General features: G+C 40.8%; 17 protein-coding genes. 6 read left to right on the forward strand and 11 right to left on the reverse strand.

The features are described from left to right. Window positions 1–129 precede the first annotated feature (129 nt). On the reverse strand, window positions 130–1,149 hold the full coding sequence (locus OQ289_RS13815; RefSeq protein ID WP_270087446.1) for a FecR family protein: 1,020 nt from the start codon (window positions 1,147–1,149) through the stop codon (window positions 130–132). Between the two features lie 230 nt (window positions 1,150–1,379). On the opposite strand from OQ289_RS13815, the gene OQ289_RS13820 reads away from it, so the two are divergent. The 4 genes from OQ289_RS13820 to OQ289_RS13835 all read left to right on the forward strand — a co-directional run bounded on the left by OQ289_RS13820 (window position 1,380) and on the right by OQ289_RS13835 (window position 5,093). Beyond that, window positions 1,380–1,934, forward strand: a complete 555-nt coding sequence (locus tag OQ289_RS13820) for an RNA polymerase sigma factor (RefSeq protein WP_270087447.1) — start codon at window positions 1,380–1,382, stop codon at window positions 1,932–1,934. 94 nt (window positions 1,935–2,028) lie between these two features. Further along, window positions 2,029–3,027 carry a hypothetical protein gene (locus OQ289_RS13825; RefSeq protein WP_270087448.1) on the forward strand — a complete coding sequence of 333 codons (999 nt, stop codon included), beginning with the start codon at window positions 2,029–2,031 and terminating at the stop codon, window positions 3,025–3,027. 321 nt (window positions 3,028–3,348) lie between these two features. Next, a complete protein-coding gene (locus OQ289_RS13830; protein ID WP_270087449.1) occupies window positions 3,349–3,894 on the forward strand; it encodes a dihydrofolate reductase family protein in 546 nt (181 codons plus the stop codon). A gap of 662 nt (window positions 3,895–4,556) precedes the next feature. Beyond that, the gene (locus OQ289_RS13835; protein ID WP_270087450.1) at window positions 4,557–5,093 is read left to right on the forward strand and encodes an RNA polymerase sigma-70 factor; all 537 of its coding nucleotides are present in this window, start codon (window positions 4,557–4,559) and stop codon (window positions 5,091–5,093) included. A gap of 41 nt (window positions 5,094–5,134) precedes the next feature. Here OQ289_RS13835 and OQ289_RS13840 read toward each other — a convergent pair whose 3' ends face one another. From OQ289_RS13840 to OQ289_RS13860, 5 genes are all read right to left on the reverse strand, one after another. Next, on the reverse strand, window positions 5,135–5,953 hold the full coding sequence (locus tag OQ289_RS13840; RefSeq protein WP_270087451.1) for an endonuclease/exonuclease/phosphatase family protein: 819 nt from the start codon (window positions 5,951–5,953) through the stop codon (window positions 5,135–5,137). Between the two features lie 60 nt (window positions 5,954–6,013). After that, window positions 6,014–7,015 (reverse strand): BT_3987 domain-containing protein, encoded by a 1,002-nt coding sequence (locus OQ289_RS13845; protein ID WP_270087452.1) that lies wholly within the window; start codon window positions 7,013–7,015, stop codon window positions 6,014–6,016. A 35-nt stretch (window positions 7,016–7,050) separates the two neighbouring features. After that, complete coding sequence (locus OQ289_RS13850) at window positions 7,051–8,916, reverse strand: RagB/SusD family nutrient uptake outer membrane protein (protein WP_270087453.1); 1,866 nt, start codon at window positions 8,914–8,916, stop codon at window positions 7,051–7,053. A 10-nt stretch (window positions 8,917–8,926) separates the two neighbouring features. Next, window positions 8,927–12,292 (reverse strand): SusC/RagA family TonB-linked outer membrane protein, encoded by a 3,366-nt coding sequence (locus OQ289_RS13855; protein ID WP_270087454.1) that lies wholly within the window; start codon window positions 12,290–12,292, stop codon window positions 8,927–8,929. 136 nt (window positions 12,293–12,428) lie between these two features. Beyond that, window positions 12,429–13,481 carry a FecR family protein gene (locus tag OQ289_RS13860; RefSeq protein ID WP_270087455.1) on the reverse strand — a complete coding sequence of 351 codons (1,053 nt, stop codon included), beginning with the start codon at window positions 13,479–13,481 and terminating at the stop codon, window positions 12,429–12,431. Between the two features lie 440 nt (window positions 13,482–13,921). Here OQ289_RS13860 and OQ289_RS13865 point away from each other — a divergent pair, with 440 nt between their 5' ends. Both OQ289_RS13865 and OQ289_RS13870 read left to right on the forward strand, forming a co-directional pair. Continuing rightward, complete coding sequence (locus tag OQ289_RS13865; RefSeq protein WP_270087456.1) at window positions 13,922–14,116, forward strand: cold-shock protein; 195 nt, start codon at window positions 13,922–13,924, stop codon at window positions 14,114–14,116. Between the two features lie 277 nt (window positions 14,117–14,393). After that, window positions 14,394–15,443 carry a fatty acid desaturase gene (locus OQ289_RS13870; RefSeq protein WP_270087457.1) on the forward strand — a complete coding sequence of 350 codons (1,050 nt, stop codon included), beginning with the start codon at window positions 14,394–14,396 and terminating at the stop codon, window positions 15,441–15,443. A 252-nt stretch (window positions 15,444–15,695) separates the two neighbouring features. On the opposite strand, the gene OQ289_RS13875 is transcribed toward OQ289_RS13870, so the two are convergent. The 5 genes from OQ289_RS13875 to OQ289_RS13895 form a co-directional block, all read right to left on the reverse strand. Continuing rightward, window positions 15,696–16,979 carry a Gfo/Idh/MocA family protein gene (locus OQ289_RS13875; protein WP_270087458.1) on the reverse strand — a complete coding sequence of 428 codons (1,284 nt, stop codon included), beginning with the start codon at window positions 16,977–16,979 and terminating at the stop codon, window positions 15,696–15,698. A 254-nt stretch (window positions 16,980–17,233) separates the two neighbouring features. Further along, window positions 17,234–18,259, reverse strand: a complete 1,026-nt coding sequence (locus OQ289_RS13880) for a hypothetical protein (RefSeq protein WP_270087459.1) — start codon at window positions 18,257–18,259, stop codon at window positions 17,234–17,236. A gap of 34 nt (window positions 18,260–18,293) precedes the next feature. Next, on the reverse strand, window positions 18,294–20,444 hold the full coding sequence (locus tag OQ289_RS13885) for a c-type cytochrome domain-containing protein (RefSeq protein ID WP_270087460.1): 2,151 nt from the start codon (window positions 20,442–20,444) through the stop codon (window positions 18,294–18,296). Between the two features lie 14 nt (window positions 20,445–20,458). After that, window positions 20,459–21,937, reverse strand: a complete 1,479-nt coding sequence (locus tag OQ289_RS13890; protein WP_033562840.1) for a DUF1501 domain-containing protein — start codon at window positions 21,935–21,937, stop codon at window positions 20,459–20,461. A 41-nt stretch (window positions 21,938–21,978) separates the two neighbouring features. Next, a complete protein-coding gene (locus OQ289_RS13895) occupies window positions 21,979–24,351 on the reverse strand; it encodes a PSD1 and planctomycete cytochrome C domain-containing protein (protein ID WP_270087461.1) in 2,373 nt (790 codons plus the stop codon). Between the last annotated feature and the right edge of the window lie 244 nt (window positions 24,352–24,595).

The following is a 24,595-nucleotide window of genomic DNA, read 5'->3' on the forward strand; positions in this document are numbered from 1 at the left end:
TTTTGATAATGATTTAGTATTCCGTAATCAGTTTATTAGATCGATAAGCCATCCTCGGGGTCCAGCCAGGATGGCTCTACTTATTTTCGTATTTCTTAGTACATAGGCGTTGTTAGCGTTAGGGTTAGGTTAAAAAATCACATAATTATTATTACTCTTTTTAAAGTCGGTATCCGTCAATGTCGTCAATATCCCCAGCACTGCTGTCGGTTCCATATTCTTTTCGACAGATAGTGTTATCATCTTCTTATCCAAATCTTTTCGTTGCAATTGGATTGAGATTCCAAAATGTCTTTCCAGGTCTGTCACTATCGTCGCAATCTCCTCATCTTCGTAATCCAAATAGCCCACCGTCCAACTACCCGCCACTTTACTCTGTAATGTCCTCTCTCTTATTGATTCTGTGACTAGACTTTCTAGGACAGGTACACGCAATTCCTCGCCTTTTGTCAAGGTGGCCAATCTTCTATCCTGCTTGGTCACCATCACCTTGCCTGTCTTGACCGTCACCAAAATATCCTTCATCTCAGGGTAGGCTTTCACATTAAACTTGGTACCTAGCACCTTGGTGCTCACATCGCCTGTATGCACAATAAAAGGCCAGTCTTCCGCTCGTTCGATTTCAAAATAGGCCTCCCCCACCAGCGTCACCTCCCGCGCTTGTCCTTTTTTGAATTCTTGTGGATATTCCAATCTAGAAGACGAGTTGATCCATACTTTGCTCCCATCCGCCAACGTCAATACCTTATTTTCATCGCCTGCAACCTGTTTGATGACCAGTACCTGCTCTTTGGGCTCATAAGTTCGTCTCCGTTGTCCGTAGAAAAAACCAACCAACAACAACGCCGCAGCACTGGCTACCGCCGCATATAATCGCCATCTTCGCCCCTTTTCCTTGACATTTGTTTCTACAGGTATGCCAGATTGACCAGTAGCCCAATCCTGGAGATCTAGCAATTGACCATCGCCATTGACATACGTCAAGGAGGGATCCTGCTGTTTCAAGTTATCATACAGTTCCTTAATCAGCTCTGCTATTTCCGTATCGTATTTGGCCGATTGGATGACAGCAAATAGCTCATCCAATTCTTCACGACTCGATTTGTTGTAAAAATATTGCTTCAGTAAATAGTTAATTCGTGCTTTCATACATCAATCTATTATATAAAGACGTAGCTCACGCAGATGTGTCCTATTCCCTTTTAAAAAAAATATCGTTCTCTTTTCCAAGTAAAATATCTACTAGATGAGCGCACACGATTGCAATTCATCAGTATTTTAGTTAAATTTGTAATACTCAATACAATCCCTAACCCTGACGTGAAAGCGAGTTTACATGCAAATGTGTAGATTTTGCCAACCATATTTTTTATTAAGAGATGAAGAGAAAAGATGTAGAAGGCAGACATTTCGATAAGCAATCAGAAGACGATTCGCTGCGCCTACTCTTTAACGACCTCTTCGTTTCCTACGAAAAATCCCTTTTCAAATTGGCTTTGAACTTGTGTAAAGATCCGCAGGTAGCCCATGACATCGTGCATGATGTCTTTATGAAATTGTGGGAAATCCGGTTTCAGTTGCGCGAAATTAAATCCGTCGAATCTTACCTCTTTATACTAACCCGTAATAAGGTCATGGATTACCTCCGAAAGGTATCCTCAGATGCCAAACTCAAACAAGCCATCTGGGATTCTATGCAAAATATTGTCGTTCATCCTACCGCGATAGAGGACAAAGAATTCCGCGAACAACTCCAATTAGCTATCGAACAACTTCCTCCGCAGCGCAAAGCAATTTACCTAATGCGAGATGAAGGTCACAACTATGAAGAGATTGCAGCCGAGCTCAATATCTCACGCCATACCGTCAAAAATCAAATCAGCTCTGCTTTAAAGTCCATCCGCAAGCTCATTGAAAATTTTCATTTATTTTGAATTTGAAAATCGAAAAAATAGACGCATGAATATCGTTTTCATTTGTGTAGATTGGTTCCAAAATTAAATCAGAATAAATCCTCCGCCACCAATCATGAAAATCAAGCAAGACCGAAAAGCTATTCTAAAAAAATACACAAATGATATCCTTATTCCATTGGACTTTCATGATCGACTAGCTCCTGCAGTGATGGGATTGTCCCAATTCTTATTTGACCTCGTAGAGATGGACACTAACGATAGGGAGACACAGCAACATCATATTACCCAAAATGGCAATGCCATCGGTCCATTATGGGCTGCGCTATGCAGTCGGGAGGTACTTCGTACACAGCGCTTTCTAAAAGGGCTACACGAAGCTATTCAAACCTTGCTAAATGGGAGGGAAATACCAGTACAAGTACTTTATGCAGGTACCGGACCTTTTGCTACATTGGCTATTCCCTTGATGACACAGTATACGCCATCACAACTGCAATTTACACTATTGGAGATCAACCCAATAAGTTTTGTAAAAATGCAAGAGTGTATATCCGAGCTAGGGCTCGAATCATATATAGCGGCCTATCACTGCTGTGATGCTAGCACGTGGGCAGTAGAGAATAAGCAGATAGACATTGTCGTGAGCGAGACAATGTATAATGGCCTATATCGAGAACCACAAGTCAGCATCATGCTCAACTTACTTTCGCAGCTTCCGCCTACTTGTATTGCCATCCCAAAGCTGATTCAGATAGATCTAGTCGCCCAAGAACATCATTCCCTCCCCTTACAATCCCTTTCATCACTCATGACACTCGACCGCAAATATATGGACGATATTATTAGGCACTCGGGGCAGGCTCGATGGCAATTTCCATCAGTACGCGTAAAGATACCCAACAATCCAAAAGTCAAACTTTTTCTTCAAACCAACATACAGATATATGGCAACCAAAAGCTTGGGTTAAATGATTCAAGCTTAAATCTATTACGACAATTTAAAATACCTGCGACCTGTTTGGGACACAACATCAATATTCAATATCAAATCAGTGAAATTCCCCAATTTGTATTCTCGAATGACATCCATTTAGAACCAACTATACAATAATCTAGAGGACATCTAACCTACATTCTTATGAAGCACCAAGAGATATCGCCCGCCCCAAAACTAACTCCTTATCCATTCTTTTTGGGAATGAATGGGGCTTCTATGATCAGGCACACCTCGCCAATGAGGTCAAGCACCACACTGGGCTTACACCTTCCCAATCTTGACTTTGTCGCATTCTTCCAAAAGATGTACAAATACAGAACCTATTTTTGTCAAAATCATTTTAAATAAACCTCGAGATATTAATAATTTGGGTATACATAACAAATATTATCAACTCGAGCTCTAATTAACAACAGATAACAAAATAAAAATAGGATGAAAAAAGTAATTTTGAATTTAGCGGTGACTCTAGACGGATTCATCGAAGGTAGCAATGGCGAGGTGGATTGGTGTATAATGGATGAGGATATGGACTTCAATGCTTTTATCGAAAGTATAGATACCATGTTTTACGGAAGGGTGAGCTATGATAGTTGGGGAAATTTTCAACCCGAGGGGGATACAAGTCCGACTGAGCTTGCTATGTGGCAAGCCATACACTCCAAAAATAAATATGTTTTCTCCAGTCAAAATAGACAAGATGAAAATGCAACATTCATCAATACAAACATTGCAGACACCATCGCCCAAATCAAACAGCAAGCAGGTAAGGACATCTGGCTATATGGCGGGGCCAACCTTATCAAGACATTTATTCAATTGGCCCTTATTGACGTGTACAAGATATCCGTACACCCTGTAGTCTTAGGCGAAGGTAAGCCACTATTTGAAGACATACAAAAACGGATTGGACTAAAACTAATGGGCACCAGAATTTTTAAATCTGGAGTTATAGAGCTCACCTACGAACCTGAAAATTAAAAATCTAGCACAGCCTTCCGATATCATTCGAAAGCTGTGCCGGTTAGTACACCAGATCTCTGCTGATATACCCTTTTTTGTAGATATCCTGAGAGCGACAGCATTTCGATAGGCATTTGCCTCGCTGGGTGAGATGTTTTCAGTAATCTTTCTCGAGATTACTAATATCCATTTATATAGTGCTCACAAACTGCAGATACTTTGAAAAGTAAAAATATCCACTTAAGTCACTAAACTAATTATTGTAAGAAATCAAAATCACCCTTCTATAGAGAATTTTAGACAAGCTTAACGCCATTTGGTTTGCTGATATTTGTTACATAGCTAGCCCCTGACATTAAATATTTTATTCACTTAATAAGTATGAAAAACATCTCTTTTCAGAGTCTACGAGAAAGAAGTAAAAAGAAAGTAAAGAAAAGAAGACGAAAGCAATGTGATATTTGAAAAGGTATTTGTATAGCCAATCATTTTCGATTATATTTGATTGACCATTGTATCAACTTGACTCGAAACACAACTTATTCTTTTATTAAACTGGACTTAACTCCGATTTAATAACAAGACCTTACCTTTATAAAGACTAATTGCTTAGTATGCCGGACAATACCCTAATATATCAAACTAATATACATTTACGAAACGGAGATCATGACTCTTTTATGGACGTGTACAATCAGTATGCGAAGATGTTATATCATTTTTTAAAAAAATATATTCAAGATCCCCATACTGTCGATGACATGGTACACGATACATTTTTTAATCTGTGGCGATCTAGAGAACGTATTGAATTGACACGACCTATTCAAAACTATCTATTCCGAATTGCGCGGAATGTAGTCTACGACGAACTAAAGAAGCAGATACGACAATCAGATGCGATGCTTACCTTAAAGTACGAAGGCGAGCTAAAGGCTACAGCGTATAGCGTTGATAACGCTATACTTGAAAATGAATACGATGCAATTTATGATTTAGCAATCAACAGACTTCCACCGCAACGCAAAAAAATATTCAGAATGCACCGAGAGGAAGGACTAAGTCATAAGGAAATTGCAGAATTTCTGGATATATCTCCCAACACAGTAAAAGAACATATGTCTTTAGCCATGAAATCCATCAAAGATTACATTGCTAAAGACCATGATATGATACTAAAACTTTGGATTGTCTACATCCTCATTGGCAGATCTTAGCCTTCCTTGCTTTACCTCTCGATAACATATGCATAAGACGATTAATTGACTGTAAATGTTGCCACCACCGGGAAATGATCGGACTCTTTGTTGGCCCAGTTATATACACTATATAGTTTGGTCGAGAATGCAGTCAGTGGAGCGTACATAATATAGTCAATTGTGCGGTTTGGATTATCCGTTGGAAAGGTAAACTGACTACAATTACTATTGAGGCACCCCAAAGCAAAATGAGTACGTAATATGTTAATTGGATTAGATGTCGGTAATGCATTAAAATCTGACCCCACAATAACTGGTCTATCAAAGGATTTAGCCAGTGCCACAAAATCACTAGCCTGTTTTACACGATTTCTTTCGTCACCAAGGTGGTCAAAATGGGTGCTTATGAAGTAAAAATTCTTGTCAGACTTTTCGACTAGCACTCGTGCAACTGATCGCCTTTCACCTCCTAAAGCTGGGTCCACTTCCAAATTAAATGCTTTTTTCTCTTTTACGGGCAGTTTGGACAACACAGCATCTCCATACTCTCCCCCGTAAACATCAATCGCTTTCGCAAAGAAGTAATCCATCCCTGTCAAAGCAGCTAATTCTTTAGCAACATCACCATTTTTTGCGTTTCGGGTAGTAAACTTATCCACTTCTTGCAAGGCAACTAAATCAGGATCAGCCCTTTTAATAACTTCTGCAATCTGCGTTAAATCTGGAATTCCTCCGCTTCTCGCCCCATAAATATTGTATGTCATGACCTTCACTGTGATATCTTCTTCTTTAGGAGGTTCAACTTGAGGCTCGTGAGTTGAGCTCTTGCCACAAGAATAAAGAATGAGTATAAGTATAAGTGCTTTTGTAATTTTCATATGATATTAATTTTTAACAGAGGCTGTAGTTTGCCAACTACAGCCTCAAAGTTATTGATTTTAGAAAGCAACCAATTCTGCAATAGCTGTAGTGTCTCCATTGCCTGCACTGCTCAACACCGTCACTTTAAAGTAACGGCACACAAGGCTCTTCTCAAAATACATCGTAGCAGAAGTATCCTCAGAAGATGCAGCAATTGAATAGAGTCCTGCATCACGCCATGATGTCCCATCATCGCTGACTTCTACACGAACATTCTTAGGAAATAGATAAGCGTTACTAGCACCTCGTCGACCAAACAATGTAATCCCATGAAGCAGGTGTTCCATATGCATATCGATGGTTACATAATGCGGATGAGGGGGACGCCAATTGTTTACTCTTCTATATGTCGAAAGCCAACAAGTCGATACATCGCCATCGATACAATAGGGAGCCCTACCTCCAATTGCGTCATAATCATCATCGGAAAAATCATGGACAGTCCAACCTGTCAAAGGAATCGGTACAAATGGGTTCGTTTCATAAAAACCATTCACTATAAAATAAGTTGTTTCCAATCCGTCTGCAACAGGAATGTTTGGTTGCACACTATTAATATGAATAGGGATAAGGTAGCTCTTCGTACCTGCTAGTTTCAAGGCATTTATCTCTAAAGCTGTTGAATTACTACCAGCATGCCCAGCCGCAATTGTCACGCTAGGTGAAGTCATCCTATAACTGTCCTGAGGAGGCAACTCATAGTTAGTATTATTCTGTTCATTGTAAGCCGTAATCATAGCTTGATCGATCTGAAAACCTACCTCTATATTTTGAGTAGCCAAGTCAAGTCCGCCATATCCCGCCCCAAAAGGCATACTCACCCATTCATCTTTAATGGGCAGAGATTTATTAACGACCCCGTTACTCGCCAATTGCATAAATACTTTTGAATACGATTGGGAATTTTCAATCGGATATTCCGGCTTTTTACAACTTCCTAAAAAAATAAGGATTGCCAAACAAAGAAGGCCCAGCGCCTTTGCGGCATCCATGATATGTTGATTGATATTAAACTGCATAAATGTAATTATTAGTATTTTACGATATCCTTTCATTACCACCCTGGGTTTTGCACAAGATTTATATTTCTCTGTATCTCCGTTTGTGGAATGGGAAAGAAATAGAAGCTTTTACGGAATACCCTGTTTTCGAAACGGGTCCGCTTAAAGAACGCTAAATCCGTATTAGAGGTTCCGCCCTCTGCATTCATCCCATAAAATGGCCCAGAATCTGTCTGTTCGGCAATTTTCCAACGACGGGTATCAAAATACCTCAAATGCTCCATCGTCAGCTCAATTCTACGCTCTGTACGAATGTGCGCGCGCATATCACTTTGATTTAAGCCTGCAGCTAATGCCGGAATTCCTCCACGTTCGCGAATCTGATTTAAGTATTTCAAAATATCTGGATGATCAGGGGTAGCCTCATTCAACGCCTCCACATAGTTCAACAAAATTTCAGCATATCGCATCATAACATATGGTCTTGCGACATTATTCTGTGTTGGATGATAAGTCGGAGAGATATTTTTACGAAACAAATAACCAGTCTCTGTATAATCATGTGAGCCTCCTTTACCAGATTCACCTGTATAATAGAGACCTACCTCTCTGACACCAAGGCTAGATGTTGTATTAATCCAATCACTGCCACTATAAGTTATCGTTGCATAAAACCTTGGTTCACGGTTAACGTACATATTGAAGGTATTCTTTTGACGTGTAGCACCAGGAGCCATGAAATTAACAAAGCCTATTTCAGAATAACCGCTTGCAGAATTGATAACTGGATTTCCATCTGCAGTATAACTTGTAATTGGAGCCTCACCGTTGGCCATCCTGTAGGTGTCTATCAATTGTTGTGTGGGTCCCATTGAAGCATATCCCCCTGCCAAACGAGGAGTACTTGAACGCTGATAGCTTCCTAAAGAATTACTGTTGCGGGCCAATATCCACTCGATATTCCAAGAATCTAAAAAGACATCCCGGTAAGACAGGAAAGCATCAATACTACCATTGGTCTTTAATTTCTTGTAAAGACCAAGTTTACCAGACGACTCCGCATAATCGATAACAGTCTTAGCCGCTTCGGCAGCCTTAGTCCATTTAGAGACTTCAGCTGTCGCATTAAAAAGAGCTGTGCCATCTACATTCGTGAACCCTCTATAATCCGGATTTCCGTTTACCAATGGACTTGCAGCATACAGGAGTACTTTGCTCTTAATAGCTCTACATAATACTTTGCTAGCTCTTCCCATATCATTTTCCAATACATTATCTCCGTAATAATGTTCGACATCCAAGTCAGCCTCTGCTTGATTCAGCTCAGATACAATATAATCTACACACTCATCATAAGAACTTCTAGCTTTTTGCATCGTAGGATCTGTCAGCGGAAGATCTGGATTGATTTCTTCGTCACCAATAATTATGAAAGGACCATATTGTTTTAAAATCTCAGCATAGAAAAATGCCCGTAAAAATCGTGCTTCAGCCTTACGTCTTTTAATAAGGGCAAGTCCTTCCCTCTCCTTCATAATCTCCACATTACCATCAATATTATTCATAAATGTGGTCGCTGTACGGATTCCTTTATAATAATGGTCCCAAAAATTCCAATAATTGGATGATGCATTCCAGTTACCAAGATTTACCCGAAAAGGATTATTTCGCTGCGATACGTCATTGTCATCAGAAAGTACATCCCAAGGAGTGTCGTTGGTACGATGAGATTCGTCGCGTATGTGGTTGTAGGTATTCGCTAACCAAGATTCGGACAGGTCTCTGCGATTAAAGACTTCTTCCAAAGTCAATCGATCATCGGGTACCTGATCTAAAAAATCCTTGTAACAAGAGATATTTAAGGTGAGAATCGTTGCTATAAACAATGATTTTGTTAAAAAACTATATTTGAATTTCATAATTAGCATATTAAAAATTAACATTCAATCCCAGAGAGTATGTCTTGACATTAGGATAACGTGTACCACGCCCGTCTCCTAATTCCACATCCCAAAATTTAAAAGGACTCCAGGTAAATAAATTATACCCTGCAAAAAAGATATTAGCATTCGATATTTTCACAGGTTGAAGTAGATTAGAAGGTAGTTGGTAGGTCAGCTGGAGATCTTTCAAACGAATATATCGTCCGTTCTTGACCCACCAAGTACTGGTAGCATAGTTGCTATTGGGGCTTCCATCAGATAATCTAGGATAAAAAGCATCCTGACGAGGATTGTCAATAGTCCAACGATCTTCAATATTACTCAACAGATTACCTCTACTCATCGAGACCGAAAATGGCATCATACCTTCGCCGTTCATTAAGACATCCACATTGCCTACCCCCTGGAATAAAGTCGACAGCGAAAAGCTCTTGTAGCTGAAAGAGAAACCTAAGCCATATACCAATTCTGGAATAGTACCATATCCCATAGGCATGCGATCAAAATCATCTATCTTGCCATCACCGTTCACATCTTGAAATTTAATATCTCCTGGTTTAACAATACCAGGATGCAGTGGTCCATTGTTAATCTCATCTTCAGATTCAAAAAGTCCAAGTGCCACAAGCCCCCAGCGTTGACTTAGTTTTTTTCCTTTTGCATCTAACCATGGATATAAGGGGGCTGGTTGGTCATTCTCGACTACCTTATTTCTATTGTAGGTGACGTTTCCAAGAATTTGAAAAGAAAAGTCGGTAAACTTTTTATTCCAGGTCAAAGAAGCATCAAATCCTTTGTTATCAATAATCCCTAGGTTTCCGAATGGTGCACTCTGTAATCCTACATAACTAGGCACATTTCCTCTTCTTAGAAAGATTCCTTCCCTTCGTTCCTTAAAAAAATCCAACTGAAAGTTCAATTCATTATTTACAGTCTGTAAATCCAAGCCAAGATTGCTCTTCAGCGAAGTTTCCCAAGTCACATTCACACCATACTCTCCGATGTTGTATCCATCAAAAGTATTTCCTCTATCTTTTCCAAAGCTGTATCCAGTCCCTGGCTTAATCGTGGAAATATAGGCAAACCTGAGTTCGGAATCTCCACTTAGAATTTTACTGCTCCCGACTTTACCATGTGAAAAACGAATCTTAGCTAGTTGAAACTTATCTTTGAGACCTTCAAAAAACTTCTCTTCGCTTAGCACCCATGCTACCCCCATAGAAGGAAAGAAGCCGAATCGATTTTGAGGAGCAAAGTTTTCTGATCCATTATATCCAAAATTTACCTCGGCAAAATATCTGTCGTCATAACTATACGTTCCCCGACCTGAAACTCCTAAAAAGCGATAAGGAAGAGAGGTAATCAAATCACCTGCTTGTGAATTCAACATATCGCTTTTGTTAAAGAGCACCATACCTGTTGTCGTATGTTTTCCAAAATCACGTTTATAATTAAGGGCCCCTTCAAGATATATAGTACGCTCCCCCTGACTACTTCTTGCAAACTTAAGGAAGCGTTCTCCAACATAAGTTTGTTCGTATTGCATCTCTCCATTTTCGTCTCGACCAATGGCTAAAAAGGAGTCTGGTCTCTTCGTACGGCGCATGCTAGTATAATTATAAACGTCAAAAGAAAACATAGCGGTGGCCGAAAGCCCCTTTGTGATAAATGGCAAATCCTGTGTGGCGCGAAGATTGGAGAACAACTGGTTTCTCCATTGGTTGGCATATCCCGTTTGCGTCAAGTGGGCGTATGGATTAACTAATCCTCCTGATCGTTGATCAGGAATAGTTCCATTTTCAAAAACAATAGGATGAATCACTGGAGTGACTATCCAAGCATTCGCAAAAATATCACCCTGACCTGTAGCCGGGTAATTTGCATTAGCCAAATGTCCTTGAACACCCAACTCTATTTTTGTAAGTGTAGAAGGCTGTAAGGTTAGATTGGAAGTCAAGTTATATCGCTTGTAACCGACCTGCTGATTATAATTGACCAAGTCATCTTGCTTATACAATCCCACCTCATCAAAATAACTCAGACCTACGTAATAAGTGGCACGGTCGGAGCCTCCATTTATATTGAGGTTACCCCTTCTCTGATGACCAAATTTATTGAACAGAGCTCCCATCCAGTCAACATTCGGATATAGATAAGGATCCTCTCCACTAGCTGTTTTCTGAATTCGCTCGTCACTATAAATAGGTGCTGCTCCCCTGTTCGTCAACGCTTCATTAGACATATGCATATAGGTCACTCCGTCAGCAAATTCAGGAAGTTTGGTAAACTGAGTAAGCCCCTCATAATACCTAAAATTGAATTTTGGACGACCGGAACTCCCTCGCTTTGTCTTAATAATTACAACACCATTTGCCCCACGAACGCCATATACTGCAGTAGACGCAGCATCTTTGAGCACTGTAAAGCTTTCAATATCCTCTGGGTCTACATTTTGCATATTCCGGGGTGTCCCATCTACCAATACCAAGGGAGCACTTAATCCCTGACTGAAAGTCGAAATCCCCCTTATCCAAATCCCCGCATCATCAAACCCTGGCTCTCCCGTCCGTTGCACCGCTACAACACCAGCAATACGACCTGCTAATGCATTGGTCAAATTGGCAACGGGCACTTGCAGACTTTTGGCTTCCACAGTAGATTGGGCCCCCACCAGACTTATTTTCTTCTGGGTACCAAAGCCTACTACTACAACTTCATCCAGTCCCGCGGCCGTTTCTTCTAGTATCACTTCAAGAGATCGTTGATTTGTCAACTGGATTTCCGTTGGTCTGTACCCTACACTTTGGAAGACTAATGTTGAAGAAACCGGCACTGCTAAGATAAACTTACCATTGATATCGGTTGTCGTTCCTACACTAGGTTTGTCCTTCAAGATTACGGTAACTCCAGCCAAAGATTCACCTGAAGAGTTGACAACAATTCCTGTCACTTCTTGTTGTTGGACTACTGCCTCATTCCTTAAAGGTTGCTTCTTTAGAATCCTGACAAAATCATGCCTTACTTCAAAGGTCATGTTATGCGCATTTAACAGGTCTTGAAGAATAGATTCTGCCGACTTTCGCCCTTTATATTTTACACGTACATCCAAGTATTTTTCATCATTATTATATGCTAATGGAATATAGAATTTGGTCTGTAACTGTTCGAAAGCCGATCGCAGGCTAACATTATCAAAATTGACATTTATGGTCTTTTTTAGCTCTTTTTGACCGTAGCTTTCATTGCTAGCCATGACGATACAGGTCGTAAGAAGAAGACACCCAAGCATACATGAGATACGCATAATCCGTGGGAGGTTAGGAAAATAATAAATACGTCTTTTTTTTTGCATCTTTGCAATAATTAATAAAGGTTAAAACTTTGTTATTGAGCATGCTGTATATCAATAAGTTTCTCAGGCCAACTGATTTCAGCATCTTAGAAAAACCAGGAGTGCCTAGCACTTCTGGACTTTTTAGGCATTTAAACTACTTTTTCATAATCTGCCATATTTTATTCTTTTCATCTCTAATTAATTTAGCATCACATAGCTCAGCTAGCGTCGTGACAACCTGCTTCAAATTCTTATCTCTAAACGTGATTGTAATTTTTGAGTTGGAAATATTTGAGGAGAGCCATATGGAGTCCCCGTAAAATCGATACGCTTTTTTAGCCACTTGAGATAAGGATTCGTTCAGATGGACCAATTCATTGTCATGCCAGTTCTTACTATTAAAATCAAAGACGGATAATCTATTGTTTACCAATATCGCCTTTTGCCCTTTTGTTAGAATGACATTGTCGTTTGCATACGTGTCAATGAGTGTTTGAAATTGAGATAAATCACTGAAGTTATCAGACGATGACTGTAGATTATTCTCGGATACTGCATAAACATTCACTTTTCCAGAATTAACCTCAATAGCATTCTCAATATCAGTATCTATATTAAAGGAAGTGCCCACAACCTTGGTCACAAAGTCTTGCGAAATAATATAAAATGGTTTTTCGGTGCTCTTGGCAATCTTAAAAAAAGCTTCTCCTTTAAGCTTCACCATTCGTATGTTTTCTAATTTCTCGCTAGAATAATGAATCGTAGAATTTCCATTTAACAGAATAGAACTTCCATCATCTAAAGTAATTTGTTTTCGTTCACCATAGGCTGTCTTAACGTGCTTCCAGGAGATACCCGCACTAGTTGTTTGGTAGAAATAGCTTAGGTAAATGAATCCGACAATCGCAACAATACTGGCTACCGTCAAATACCTATATAATAGATGACGTCGACTTCGTGATATAGCCATTGCTTTATCTTTTTCAATACTGGACAGGAGTCTCTTACCCACGTCTTCTTTCCGGGGATAAGCCTCTAGTCGATCGGAGACTTTCAAAAATTCGTCGAATGATTCCTTAGTCGCAACAAACAGCTCTTTCGCATACTCCCTATTTTCAAGTAAGTACCTTAATCGTTCTAACTCAGCAGAAGTGATATTCTTTGATTCTAATTTGCCAATCAACTTTGACAGTTCTTCCTGTATCATATCTTACTAATACGCCAAAGATCAATGATGGTAGGGGTGCGAAATAAAAAAAACACATATCACACTAAATCACAGCAAGTTATTTTTTATTTCCAAAATACGAGACATCATTGATGCTAAAAATTCATCATAAATAAAATGAATTAAATTATTTGATTTTCAATATATTATACTTACATTTGACATAGAATCAGGCTCTGTGTTCACTGATCTAACACATTTAAGTTCATCTTTCTTGCGTTGGACTTCGCTTTTCCAGCTGCCATTTTTGTTATCCAATAAAGTGCGCAGTACCCTTTGAGCTTGAAAGCTTTCAAACGTCAAGAATACAAACTCCCTTTCCTTGCTAGCAAATTGATTAACTAATGTACCACAGTAGCCATATAATGGCAGCAACATTAGGATAGAAGTAAACAATTTTTTATAAAAACAATTATACAATGCAAGAAGGAACAGTAAAATTCTTTAACGTTACCAAGGGTTTCGGTTTTATTACACCAGCAGATGGCGGACAAGATATATTTGTACATTCAACGGGCCTAACAGAAGACATCCGTGAAAATGACAATGTAATCTTCGAAGTAGAAAATGGTAAAAAAGGCATCAATGCCACCAATGTACGCGTAGCTAGATAATTAAGCTTTAAGAATTTATATAAACTCTTAATACTAGAGATGTTTTAAATAACTTTGGGTATTTAAGACATCTCTTTAGTACCCAATCTATTTCGATTCCTTACGAATAACATATCGGCCAAAGCACCGTGAATTGGGTTCATAGGCTAATCAAGTAAGTTTTCAATTTCCTATTTTTAAAGACAGATTGCAAAGGATTTTTCTTGTTGCTCTTTACTGATTTTAGTATCATTGCATTTGGATCGTGAATGACTCCAATCTAAACTAAAAAATTATTATGTCATTTTTAGACTATGTGCTCCAACCACCCTCCTATGGATGGCAAGACGCTACGGGTAAGCTTATCAAACCCAGCAAAAGCGAAATAATCCGTGAGTTCTTCAAACGACTAAATGTCTTGAAGGATCGTCGCAATTGGCTTCCTTTTTTCAGCTGGTTAAAGGTTATCTGCCTCATTCCTTTTTTCTTTATTTTCTTGTTAAACTACTTAAGTTGGTGGACGCTCGTTGCAACTTTTATATACAGTATGGTCATCATGGGTACACATGGCACCATATGGCACCATCGCTACTGCACACATGGAGCTTACAAATTCAGAAATGCATTTTGGAGGTTTTTCACCCAAAACCTCACTATCAATGTCATTCCTGAGGAGATATACGTTATCTCTCATCACGTACATCACGCCAAATCCGACCAACCTGGCGATCCCTATAATGCACAAGCTGGATTTCTATACTGTTTTCTAGCAGATGTCAATCATCAACCTATTGCTAAAGATCTTACAGAGGCTGATTATAACCGCGTGAAGTCACTGATGTCGCATACGGGAGTACCGCCTAATTCATATCCCCAATACAAAAAATGGGGTTCATATGTAAATCCGACCTACGCAATTGCCTCTTGGATACTAAATTGGGCCTTCTGGTATACAGCATTTTACTTGATGGGAGGCCATGCGCTTGCATGCAGTCTGTTCGGAGCCGCAGCATTTTGGGCTGTGGGAGTACGGACCTTCAATTATGAAGGGCATGCAAAAGGAAAAGATAAACAACAAGCAGGAACGGACTACAGCGTTAAAGATAAATCCATCAATCAAATATGGCCTGGTATCGTAGCTGGCGAATGGCATAATAATCATCACTTGTTCCCCAAAAGTGCTAGAAGTGGCTTTAAACCTCACCAAGTCGACTTGGCTTGGTATTACATCAAATTGATGAATAAACTTGGGGCTGTCACGAGCTATAGAGATGACAAAAAGCTATTCTATGAGCGTTATCATAACCCGTATCTTCAATCAAAGAAAAGCGAACTAGATACTCCATAATAATATCGATACAGTTACCGATATTATGGGGAGACAACATTTTACTGTCCCCAAAAAAATCAAGTTATTTTTTTTGTATTTCGCAGAACAAGCTTTACAGAAAACAGGCAAACATGTTTAACTCCTTACAGCTCGGTAGTGAGTTCATGAATTGTGTATACTTCAGAACAACTACCAATGATTGCCGAAATGATTAAAGAGGCTACACTTCATCAAATGAAATATAGCCTCTCTTCATAATCCTCCAGCCCACTAAAAAGCATTGAAGTCCCAATCTCCACGATAAGGTCTACTTCGCATCAGATTCGCAAATTCATTATCAAATTCTTCCTTCTTAGGATCCCATTTTAAATCTCGTTGTAATTCATAGGCAATATTGACGGCATTGCAAACCGTACTCGTCCGGTGCCCTATCTCCACATCGCAGATAGGCTGCGAGCGCTTTTTGATGGCATCAATCCAATCTTGGTAATGGTTGTCACTGAAGTATACCCGCTTGTCACGAGCTGTAAATTTCAAGGATGCCAGCCCCTCTTTAGTACTTCGTATGAAGGAACGACTTACCTCGATGATGCCATCTGTCCCAATAAATTGTATAGCATTGTGCTCTCCCCAATTGGTATGATTGACCTTAACGCCATTTTTATAAGTATACGAGAGTCCGCTCTGTGCAAGAGGCATCTTAGGAGGTGAAAACAATACTGGCCCACTACCGTCCATATCCAATGCCCATTGTACGATGTCAAACATATGCGCTCCCCAGTCCGTCACATAACCTCCCCCAAAATCCCTATACCAGCGCCAACCTCCCCAACTAGGATCTTCCAATTCTGGAGCTAAAATAGGATGATAGCCTCGATACTGCGAAGGCCCTACCCACATATCCCAATTTAGAGTTTTAGGTGCTACAAGTGAAGGCAGGTCACATTGCTTCACTGGTTCACCAATCTGTACATTGATTTCCTTTATCTGACCTATGTAACCATTACGTATCAACTCCACTGCTTGCCTAAAATTAAAAGAAGAGCGTTGCATACTTCCCGTCTGAAACACCCGCTTATATTTTCGACTAGCATTAACCATTGCCCTACCCTCTGCGATCGTAAGAGCTAAGGGTTTTTCGCAATAGATATCTTTGCCAGCTTTGGCTGCATCGACAGCAATCTGAGCGTGCCAATGATCGGGTGTAGCGATAACAACAGCATCGACATCTCTATTCTCCAACAATTCACGATATATTCCATAACCCTTCAATTGGACCGATGGTTTCTTCAAATTGGCTTGCGCCTTATTCGTTTCCGAAATAAAATTAGCCAATTTCCGAGTATCCACATCGCAAACCGCTTGTATCAGCACCTCCTTACAATTGGACAGTCCATTCATCAGTCCATATGATTGCTTTCCGACGCCGATAAATCCTAAATTAATCCGATCGCTTGGAGCTATAAAATTAGTTCCGCCCAATACAGATCGCGGGACGATAGAAAAGGCCAAGCCAGCCTTCACGCTTTTGTCGATAAAATCTCTTCTGTTCATATTTAGTATTTGATTTATAGCAATTGGTTCCCTTCAGCCTAACTACTTCACCTCGGGTATATACCTAAGGAAATGAAGACGCTCATATTCTTAGTCATATTGCCGTCAATATATCGAAAAAAAACGCATTGAGCAACCTGCTGTCACCTGCTACGGAAAAAACAGTCTACTATTTCGCAAAAGTCGCATACAGCCAAAAATAACAAAGTTCTCCGATTTTTATCGTCCGAGAAATCAAATCCCATAGTAAATCATTATACTCGTGTCAGCTTATACGGAAACACCTTCCCTGAAGCCCACTGAGCAACATATACATTATCATCATCATCCACGCAGACATCATGTGGGTGAGCAAATATTGCTGCTTCTTGCTGCATCTTCTGTAATACTCCATTTATATAACTAGGCTTGGTTCCCCCTACATTACTAATGACCTTGTTATGCTTGTCTAAAATAGTTACAAAACCAGAATCAGCTATATCCATCCCTGGTGAGCGCAAGACAGCTGCATAAATATGGTCTCCCTTGATTACCGGCCTACACACACACGCCCCAGGTAGTTGGATTTTATCAATCAATTTTCCAGAAGTCTCAAATCGCTTAAAACAATTGCGTGTCCGATCTGTAATCAACAACGTATTCCGCCCATTTCGCCGATCAAAGCATATACCGTGGGCATTATCTAAGTGTATATCTCCTTCTCCACGACCACCAAAATGATTCAACAATTCGCCTTTACTATTGTAATGTAAGATGTGCTGCTTACCATATCCATCAGCAATGAAGATGTCGCCATTGTTGTCAACAGCCGTCTCGGTGGGAACAAAATCAGCCGATTTACTATACAATCCACTATCCATCGGAGCATCAATAGTCAACAAAATATCTCCTGCCATTGTCGTCTTATATACCTGATGCTTCTCTGTATCGGTGATGTACAGAAAATCGGTGCCATTTTCATGATGCAAAGTCAGACCGTGTCCGCCAGGAAAAGTATGTCCCCAGCTATCTATAACCCTACCATCTTTATTTAATACCAGAATATTATTCTTGACCTCATTGGTTAAGAGGATAATCCGCCCTTTGCTGTCCTGGACCATTTCGTGGCAGTCGTTGACACCCACGCTGGGGCTATGCTGCGTGACCCAAGACTTGTCCAGGCTATACCGCATATTATTGTGCCCATAGATTGTTGCTTGGGGCTTAGCAAACAAATCATGCATAATCATAAAGCTACTGCTTATCACTGCAGATTTTTGGAGGAAGGCTCTTCTTTTCATATATATTTTGGACTTATAGAATATTTTAAAATGTTTATTTAATAACGATTTCGTCCACAAACAGCCACGGAGGAAATCCACCTCCAGGATACCCTTCTGGTATCTTAGCATGATGTTGGACCTTCAGATGGATAAATCCAATAGTTTGATTTGGGATGGGACAATTAATTATTCTAGTAGCACGCGCGTGCTCAATTTTATCCAAAGGAATACGCACTTTGTTCAATAGGCGCACGTGTAGGGAATCTACCCCACCCCACACCTCTACAAACTCAGGAGGATAAATATGTTGGTTATATTGCTGCTTGATACTGATAGCAAGCGTATCCATTCGAGCAGGAGCGTCAAAAGAAAACTTAGCCGATAGTGCGGTCTCCTGAAATCCCATCCACTTACCGTCAGCATGATTGTTGCCTCCACTCTCCAAGTCAAAAAAGGTTTGCTCTTTACGTGCTTTGAATAAATGATGCGGCTTATGGTCCAAGCTAATCCGCTGTGGTGTAATCGGTGCATTATAAAAATACTGCTTAGCTTCAGCACTCGGAAGCCATCCGTCTTTAATAGCCTTTACCCGCAGCGATACATCCTTTTGTATCACAAATGCCGATTTATAGATAAGTGCAGTAGCACTATCAGGATTGCTGCCATCAAGTGTGTAGCGTATCTCGACCCCTGCAATAGGATGACTTAGCGACACCTCTACTTGCTTTTTGAAAAAACCACGAGCAGGTGAAATCTTTGGAACAGTCAATTCCAGTTTGAGATTATCATCACCTTTGGACCCGCCATCAATACGGAGAATCGGAAATTCCTTCCGAACACCCTCCAAGTCAGCCTCTTTAAGTGCTGTATTCCAAACATAAAGTTTGCGAAGAGTGGGTATCTTCGCTATTTCTTTTAGGCCATCGACCGTTATCCCCGTCCCAATTACGCTCACACTCTTCAAATTAGGCAACACCGACAGTAACATAATATCCGTATTCTGCAACTTCGTATTATTTAAATTTAATGTCCGTAGATTTTTGAAATTTTTCAATATTTCCAAGTCAGCCCTCTTCACAGGCATAGAACTCAGATTGATAGAGACAACTTGTTCTGATAGGGGGAGTAGCTCTCGCAACGACTCCTCTGTGTAAAAATCCTTTCCGTAAAAATTAACATTCAACGCAGGTGAGCCGGCATCCAGCGGATTAATAATCCGATAAGGTGTCGTTAGTTTTTCAATAAGCGCATCATCAGCCGCCCCGAAATCATAGCTCTCGGTGGTTTGAAATCCATAGATAGTCTTTATTGCTTGATACAGCGTATCTTGCTCTCGAAAAGCAGACAAAGGGACATTAAATTTGGCTCCACTGGTCACCCAAGCTTTCAAAAGCATAATTTCATCAGCACTAAGCTGAGGCTTACCTTTTGGAGGCATACGATGTTGATGGTCGAGATCTAGTAATATACGCTCGATCATCATACTGTTAAGCGGATTGCCAGCTATAAATGCTTTGCCATTTTTTCCTCCTTTCAAGATAGCGGCACTATCGGTCAATATCAGTCCGCCTTTGGGTTTATTACTGTTATGACAGCTTACACATTTGGCTTGTAAGACCGGTAAGATTGCATCTTCAAATACAATAGCTCCCTCGACATCCAATGCTTTGGACGCACTACCCATCAGAGGTCCAGTGATAAAGTTTTCACCATGAGTCAATTCCGCGCCAAAATGACCGACAAGCAATAGCAATAGCAAAGAAATATTCATACCCACTACAAATCCCCGATGATATCGATCAGCCTGCCTGTATCGCGCATACGCCACCAACGCTAAGGTAAGCAGAGACAGCGCTACTCCCGTATATTTATGCCAATCATAAGTATTCCCTTCATAACCGCCCTCCTGAGAAAGTAGTAATCCCATGATTACCGTGATAGCTAACAAAAGCGCACTACCATATACCATCGCGTCAATGACGGATTTAAAAGATGGTATCTGCTGCTCAAGCCTTCGCCTAAATAGAAGAAGCACCCACGATATAATAAGTAGGACAATCGGAAAATGCAACACCAAGGGATGCATCCGGCCTACGACCTGTAAATAGACCGGTACTTTGATACTATCTTCAAAGAAGAGAAAAAAAATGATAAAGCTATTGAGGCCTATCAAAATATTGAAATGGATATTTTTGATTGTCATGTAGCTACACTCGTTTAAGCCAAGATATCTTTAATCACGTTTCCGGCAACATCCGTCAAGCGGTACCTTCGTCCGAGATGCTTGTAGGTCAACTTTTCATGATCCAATCCTAACAATTGTAATATTGTGGCGTGAAAATCATGCACATGAACAGGGTTTTTGACAATGTTGTAGCCTAGCTCATCCGTTTCACCGTAAACGATTCCTGGCTTCACACCACCACCAGCCATCCAAATACTAAAGCATCGAGGGTGGTGGTCACGTCCATAGTTATCAACGGTGAGCCCTCCTTGACAGTAGTTTGTGCGGCCAAATTCACCTCCCCAAATAACTAGTGTCTCGTCAAGCAATCCTCGCTGCTTAAGATCAGTAATCAATGCCGCTGAAGCCTGATCCACGTCTTTCGCTTGGGTTGCCATCTCACCAGGCAAACCACCATGCTGATCCCAACCTTGATGATACAGTTGCACAAAACGTACACCGTTTTCAGAAAGCTTTCGCGCCAACAAACAGTTGGCCGCATAAGTACCGGGCACTAGGCATTCCGGACCGTACATCTTAACGATATGATCAGGTTCCTTGGACAAATCGGTAGTCTCCGGAACAGAAGTTTGCATGCGATAAGCCATTTCATACTGTTGCACTTTGGCCGTAATCTCAGGGTCACCGAAAGTCTCGTGCTGTATATTGTTGAGTGCAGCCAATTTATCCAACAGCTTCCTTCTACTCATTTTATCAGTGCCCTCCGGATTGTTGAGGTACAAAACTGGATCGGGACCTCCCATAAATTGTACACCTTGGTGTACTGAATCCAAAAAACCATTTGTCCAAAGCTTAGAGTAAACGCCTTGCCCGTTTCCCTTACCTTTGGAAACCAATACACAAAAGCCGGGTAAATTCTGATTTTCACTCCCCAGACCATAACTTAACCATGCACCCATACTGGCCCGACTACCTTGCTGCGAACCTGTTTGAAAGAAAGTAATAGCAGGGTCGTGATTGATAGCATCCGTATGCATAGATTTAATGATACATAGGTCATCAACCACTTTGGCCATATGAGGGAAAAGACTGCTTACCCACGCTCTACTCTGACCGTATTGAGCAAAGTCAAAATAAGACCCCACCAATGGGAAGTTAGCTTGATCGGCAGTCATACCGGTAAGCCGTTGGCTTCCCCTTATTGAAGCAGGTAAATCCTGACCTATCATTTCTCTCAATTTGGGTTTATAATCAAATGATTCTAATTGCGATACACCTCCCGATTGAAACAGATAAATGACCCTTTTGGCTTTGGGAGCAAAATGTGGCAAAGCCTTTTCGAATGCCTCTTGACTACCGCCCGTACCAGAAAACAAATCCGGTATCAACAAAGAGCCAAGCGCTACACTACCTATTCCAACACTCAGGCTCGATAAAAATTGTCTACGATTTTGAAAGAGCTGCGCCTCTTTCACCTCCTTATCTAAGTTGGGATCTACCTTTCGTTTCATATCAAAGTCTTTAATTTAAGTGAATCATACCAATCCACTCTCTATCCTTTTGTAAGTGTCTCTTCTAAATTGTATATAGCGTGTATGACCGACATCAAGGCTGCAAGCTTTACCTGAGGTATGCTGGTATCCAATGGCGTTTCTCCAACTTTCAAAAAGGCCTCGGCATCAGCCTTCTTTCTTGTAAATCGATCTAACTCTTCTTGATAATATTGCTCTAAAAGCGTCAGTTCCTTTTGGGTTGCATCCCGACAGAGGACACGTCTAAAGGCATTGCGAATATGCTCGCTTTGAGCTTTGTTGGGAGCTTCATTAATAAGACGCGTCGAAAATACTCGAGCCGCCTCTAGTATAGCGGGATCATTCAACATGACCAACGCCTGTAATGGCGTATTGGTACGTTGGCGCTGAACTTCGCAAGCATCACGATTGCTCGCATCAAAAATCAACATACTAGGAGGTGGCAAGGTCAGCTTAAAAAACACATATAATCCACGCCGATAAAGTGCGTCACCATGATCCTGTACATACTGAGCCAATGCCCCTCTCCCAGAACTGCTCACCTCCCAGATACCATCGGGCTGATATGGCTTGACACTAGGCCCACCAATAGTCCGATTCAGGAGTCCACTACTGGCCAATACCTGATCACGTATCATTTGAGCCGGTAGGCGGATGCGACTAGAACGGGCAAACAAACTATTGTCAGGATCCTGTTCCAAGTGCTGCTTGCTAATTTGGGATGACTGCTTGTAAGTTTCGCTACTGACGAGCTGCTTCACCAAGCGCTTTATATTCCACCCATGCTGCTGAAAATCTACAGCTAACCAATCCAACAACTCTGGATGTGTTGGTAAATCTCCTTGATTACCAAAATCGGCAACGGAAGGTACGAGCCCACGTCCAAAAACCAAAGCCCAAATCTGATTGACAAATACACGAGCGGTCAAAGGATTCTTATCGCTAAATGTCCATTGGGCCAAGCCAAGTCTATTAGGAATATACTTCGTACTGTCAAAGGGTAGTATCGCCTCGGGGGTCTGTGGATATACACGTTCTTTGGGTGAATCATATACTCCTCTATCCAAAACATAAGTAGGACGTACACTATCTCGCTCGCCCATTACGGATACCGAAACCTCTTCCCCCCCATCCCATTTGTTAATAAAGTTAAGTATACCCTTCAAATCGTCTTGGTTAATGGTAATCCTTGGCGTCTTAGATGGTCCCGAATTGACTAAGCCCTCTAGACCCTTCTCCAAAGAATTGTTGAAAAAGGCATACATTCCGTAATAATTTTTTTGGGTAAACGGATCATACTTATGATCGTGGCATTGAGCGCATTCCATCGTAATCCCCAAGATGCCCTTGGCGTACGTGTTCGTCTTGTCCAGACCATATGCAACTCGATACTCTTCTTCGACTACTCCACCCTCTTCGGTAATCTTGTGATTCCGATTAAATGCAGTCGCTAAGATTTGTTCCTTTGTAGGATTAGGCAGCAAATCACCTGCCAACTGCCAGGTGACAAATTGATTATAAGGCATATTGCTATTGAAAGCATGAATTACCCAATCGCGCCATGGCCATTGGGTCCGGATATCATCATCCTGATAACCATAGGAATCAGCATATCGTGCTACATCCATCCAATGCAGTGCCATAAGCTCACCATAAGCAGGAGTGGCAAGTAGTTCGTCTATTAGACGATCATAGGATTTATCGGTCGTATCTTTTAAAAAGCGCTCCATGATACGCTCTTCTGGAGGTAACCCAGTAAGGTCTAGACTTACCCTACGCAGCAATCTATTACGATCGGCCCTGGAGTTTGGCTGGAACCCCGCTTTCAACATTTTGTCTAGAATAAACTGGTCAATCTCATTACTGCCCCATTTTACCTTATCCTGCTGCGGGATTTTTGACTTCTGAGGAGACGTAAAGGCCCAATGTGATTTATAAACAGCCCCCTGCTCAATCCAACGCTCAATTAGACTAATTTCATGCTTGGTTAATGTAAGATTAGACGCAACTGGAGGCATTCGTATAGCCTCATCTTCAGCTGTCATCCTAAGGTAGGCTTCACTCAAATGTGGCTTTCCTGGTACAATGGCATGTTTTCCTGGACTTTCGACCAAAGCTTGATAGGCACCCTCTTCCGTATCCAACCGCAGACCACCTTCTCGTGTATTATTGTCAGGGCCGTGACACGCAAAGCATTTGTCCGATAATATTGGTTTGATATCAAAGTTGTAATCCACAAATTTGGGCAATACAAATTTTCCCCCATCGGCAACGGCCGAACTATCTCCTGACCGACACATCGTCAAAAGAGACACGAGCAAACCTGCGCTTCCAAAAACCAAGCAAATCACGACCAAAAAGCGCTTAGAAATTTGTTTTTTTCTAGACATCATAATATAGCAGCCAAAAATATATCGATATATACCATGCACACATTTTGCTGTCTGCAAAGACTATAACAATCAGTAATTTATAAAAGGTATCACAACTTGCTAAGGTCGGCAGCTCTGGGGTATAGAAACTGTCACCTCAACACTATTTCACATATTCAAATGTACACACATTTGAACAAATATAATAATAAAAAAACACTTTGTAACAGACAACGCTGCCATTCTTGTTTTATCTATGATTTTA

It is taken from the genome of Sphingobacterium sp. SYP-B4668, from assembly GCF_027627455.1.
Taxonomy (GTDB): domain Bacteria; phylum Bacteroidota; class Bacteroidia; order Sphingobacteriales; family Sphingobacteriaceae; genus Sphingobacterium.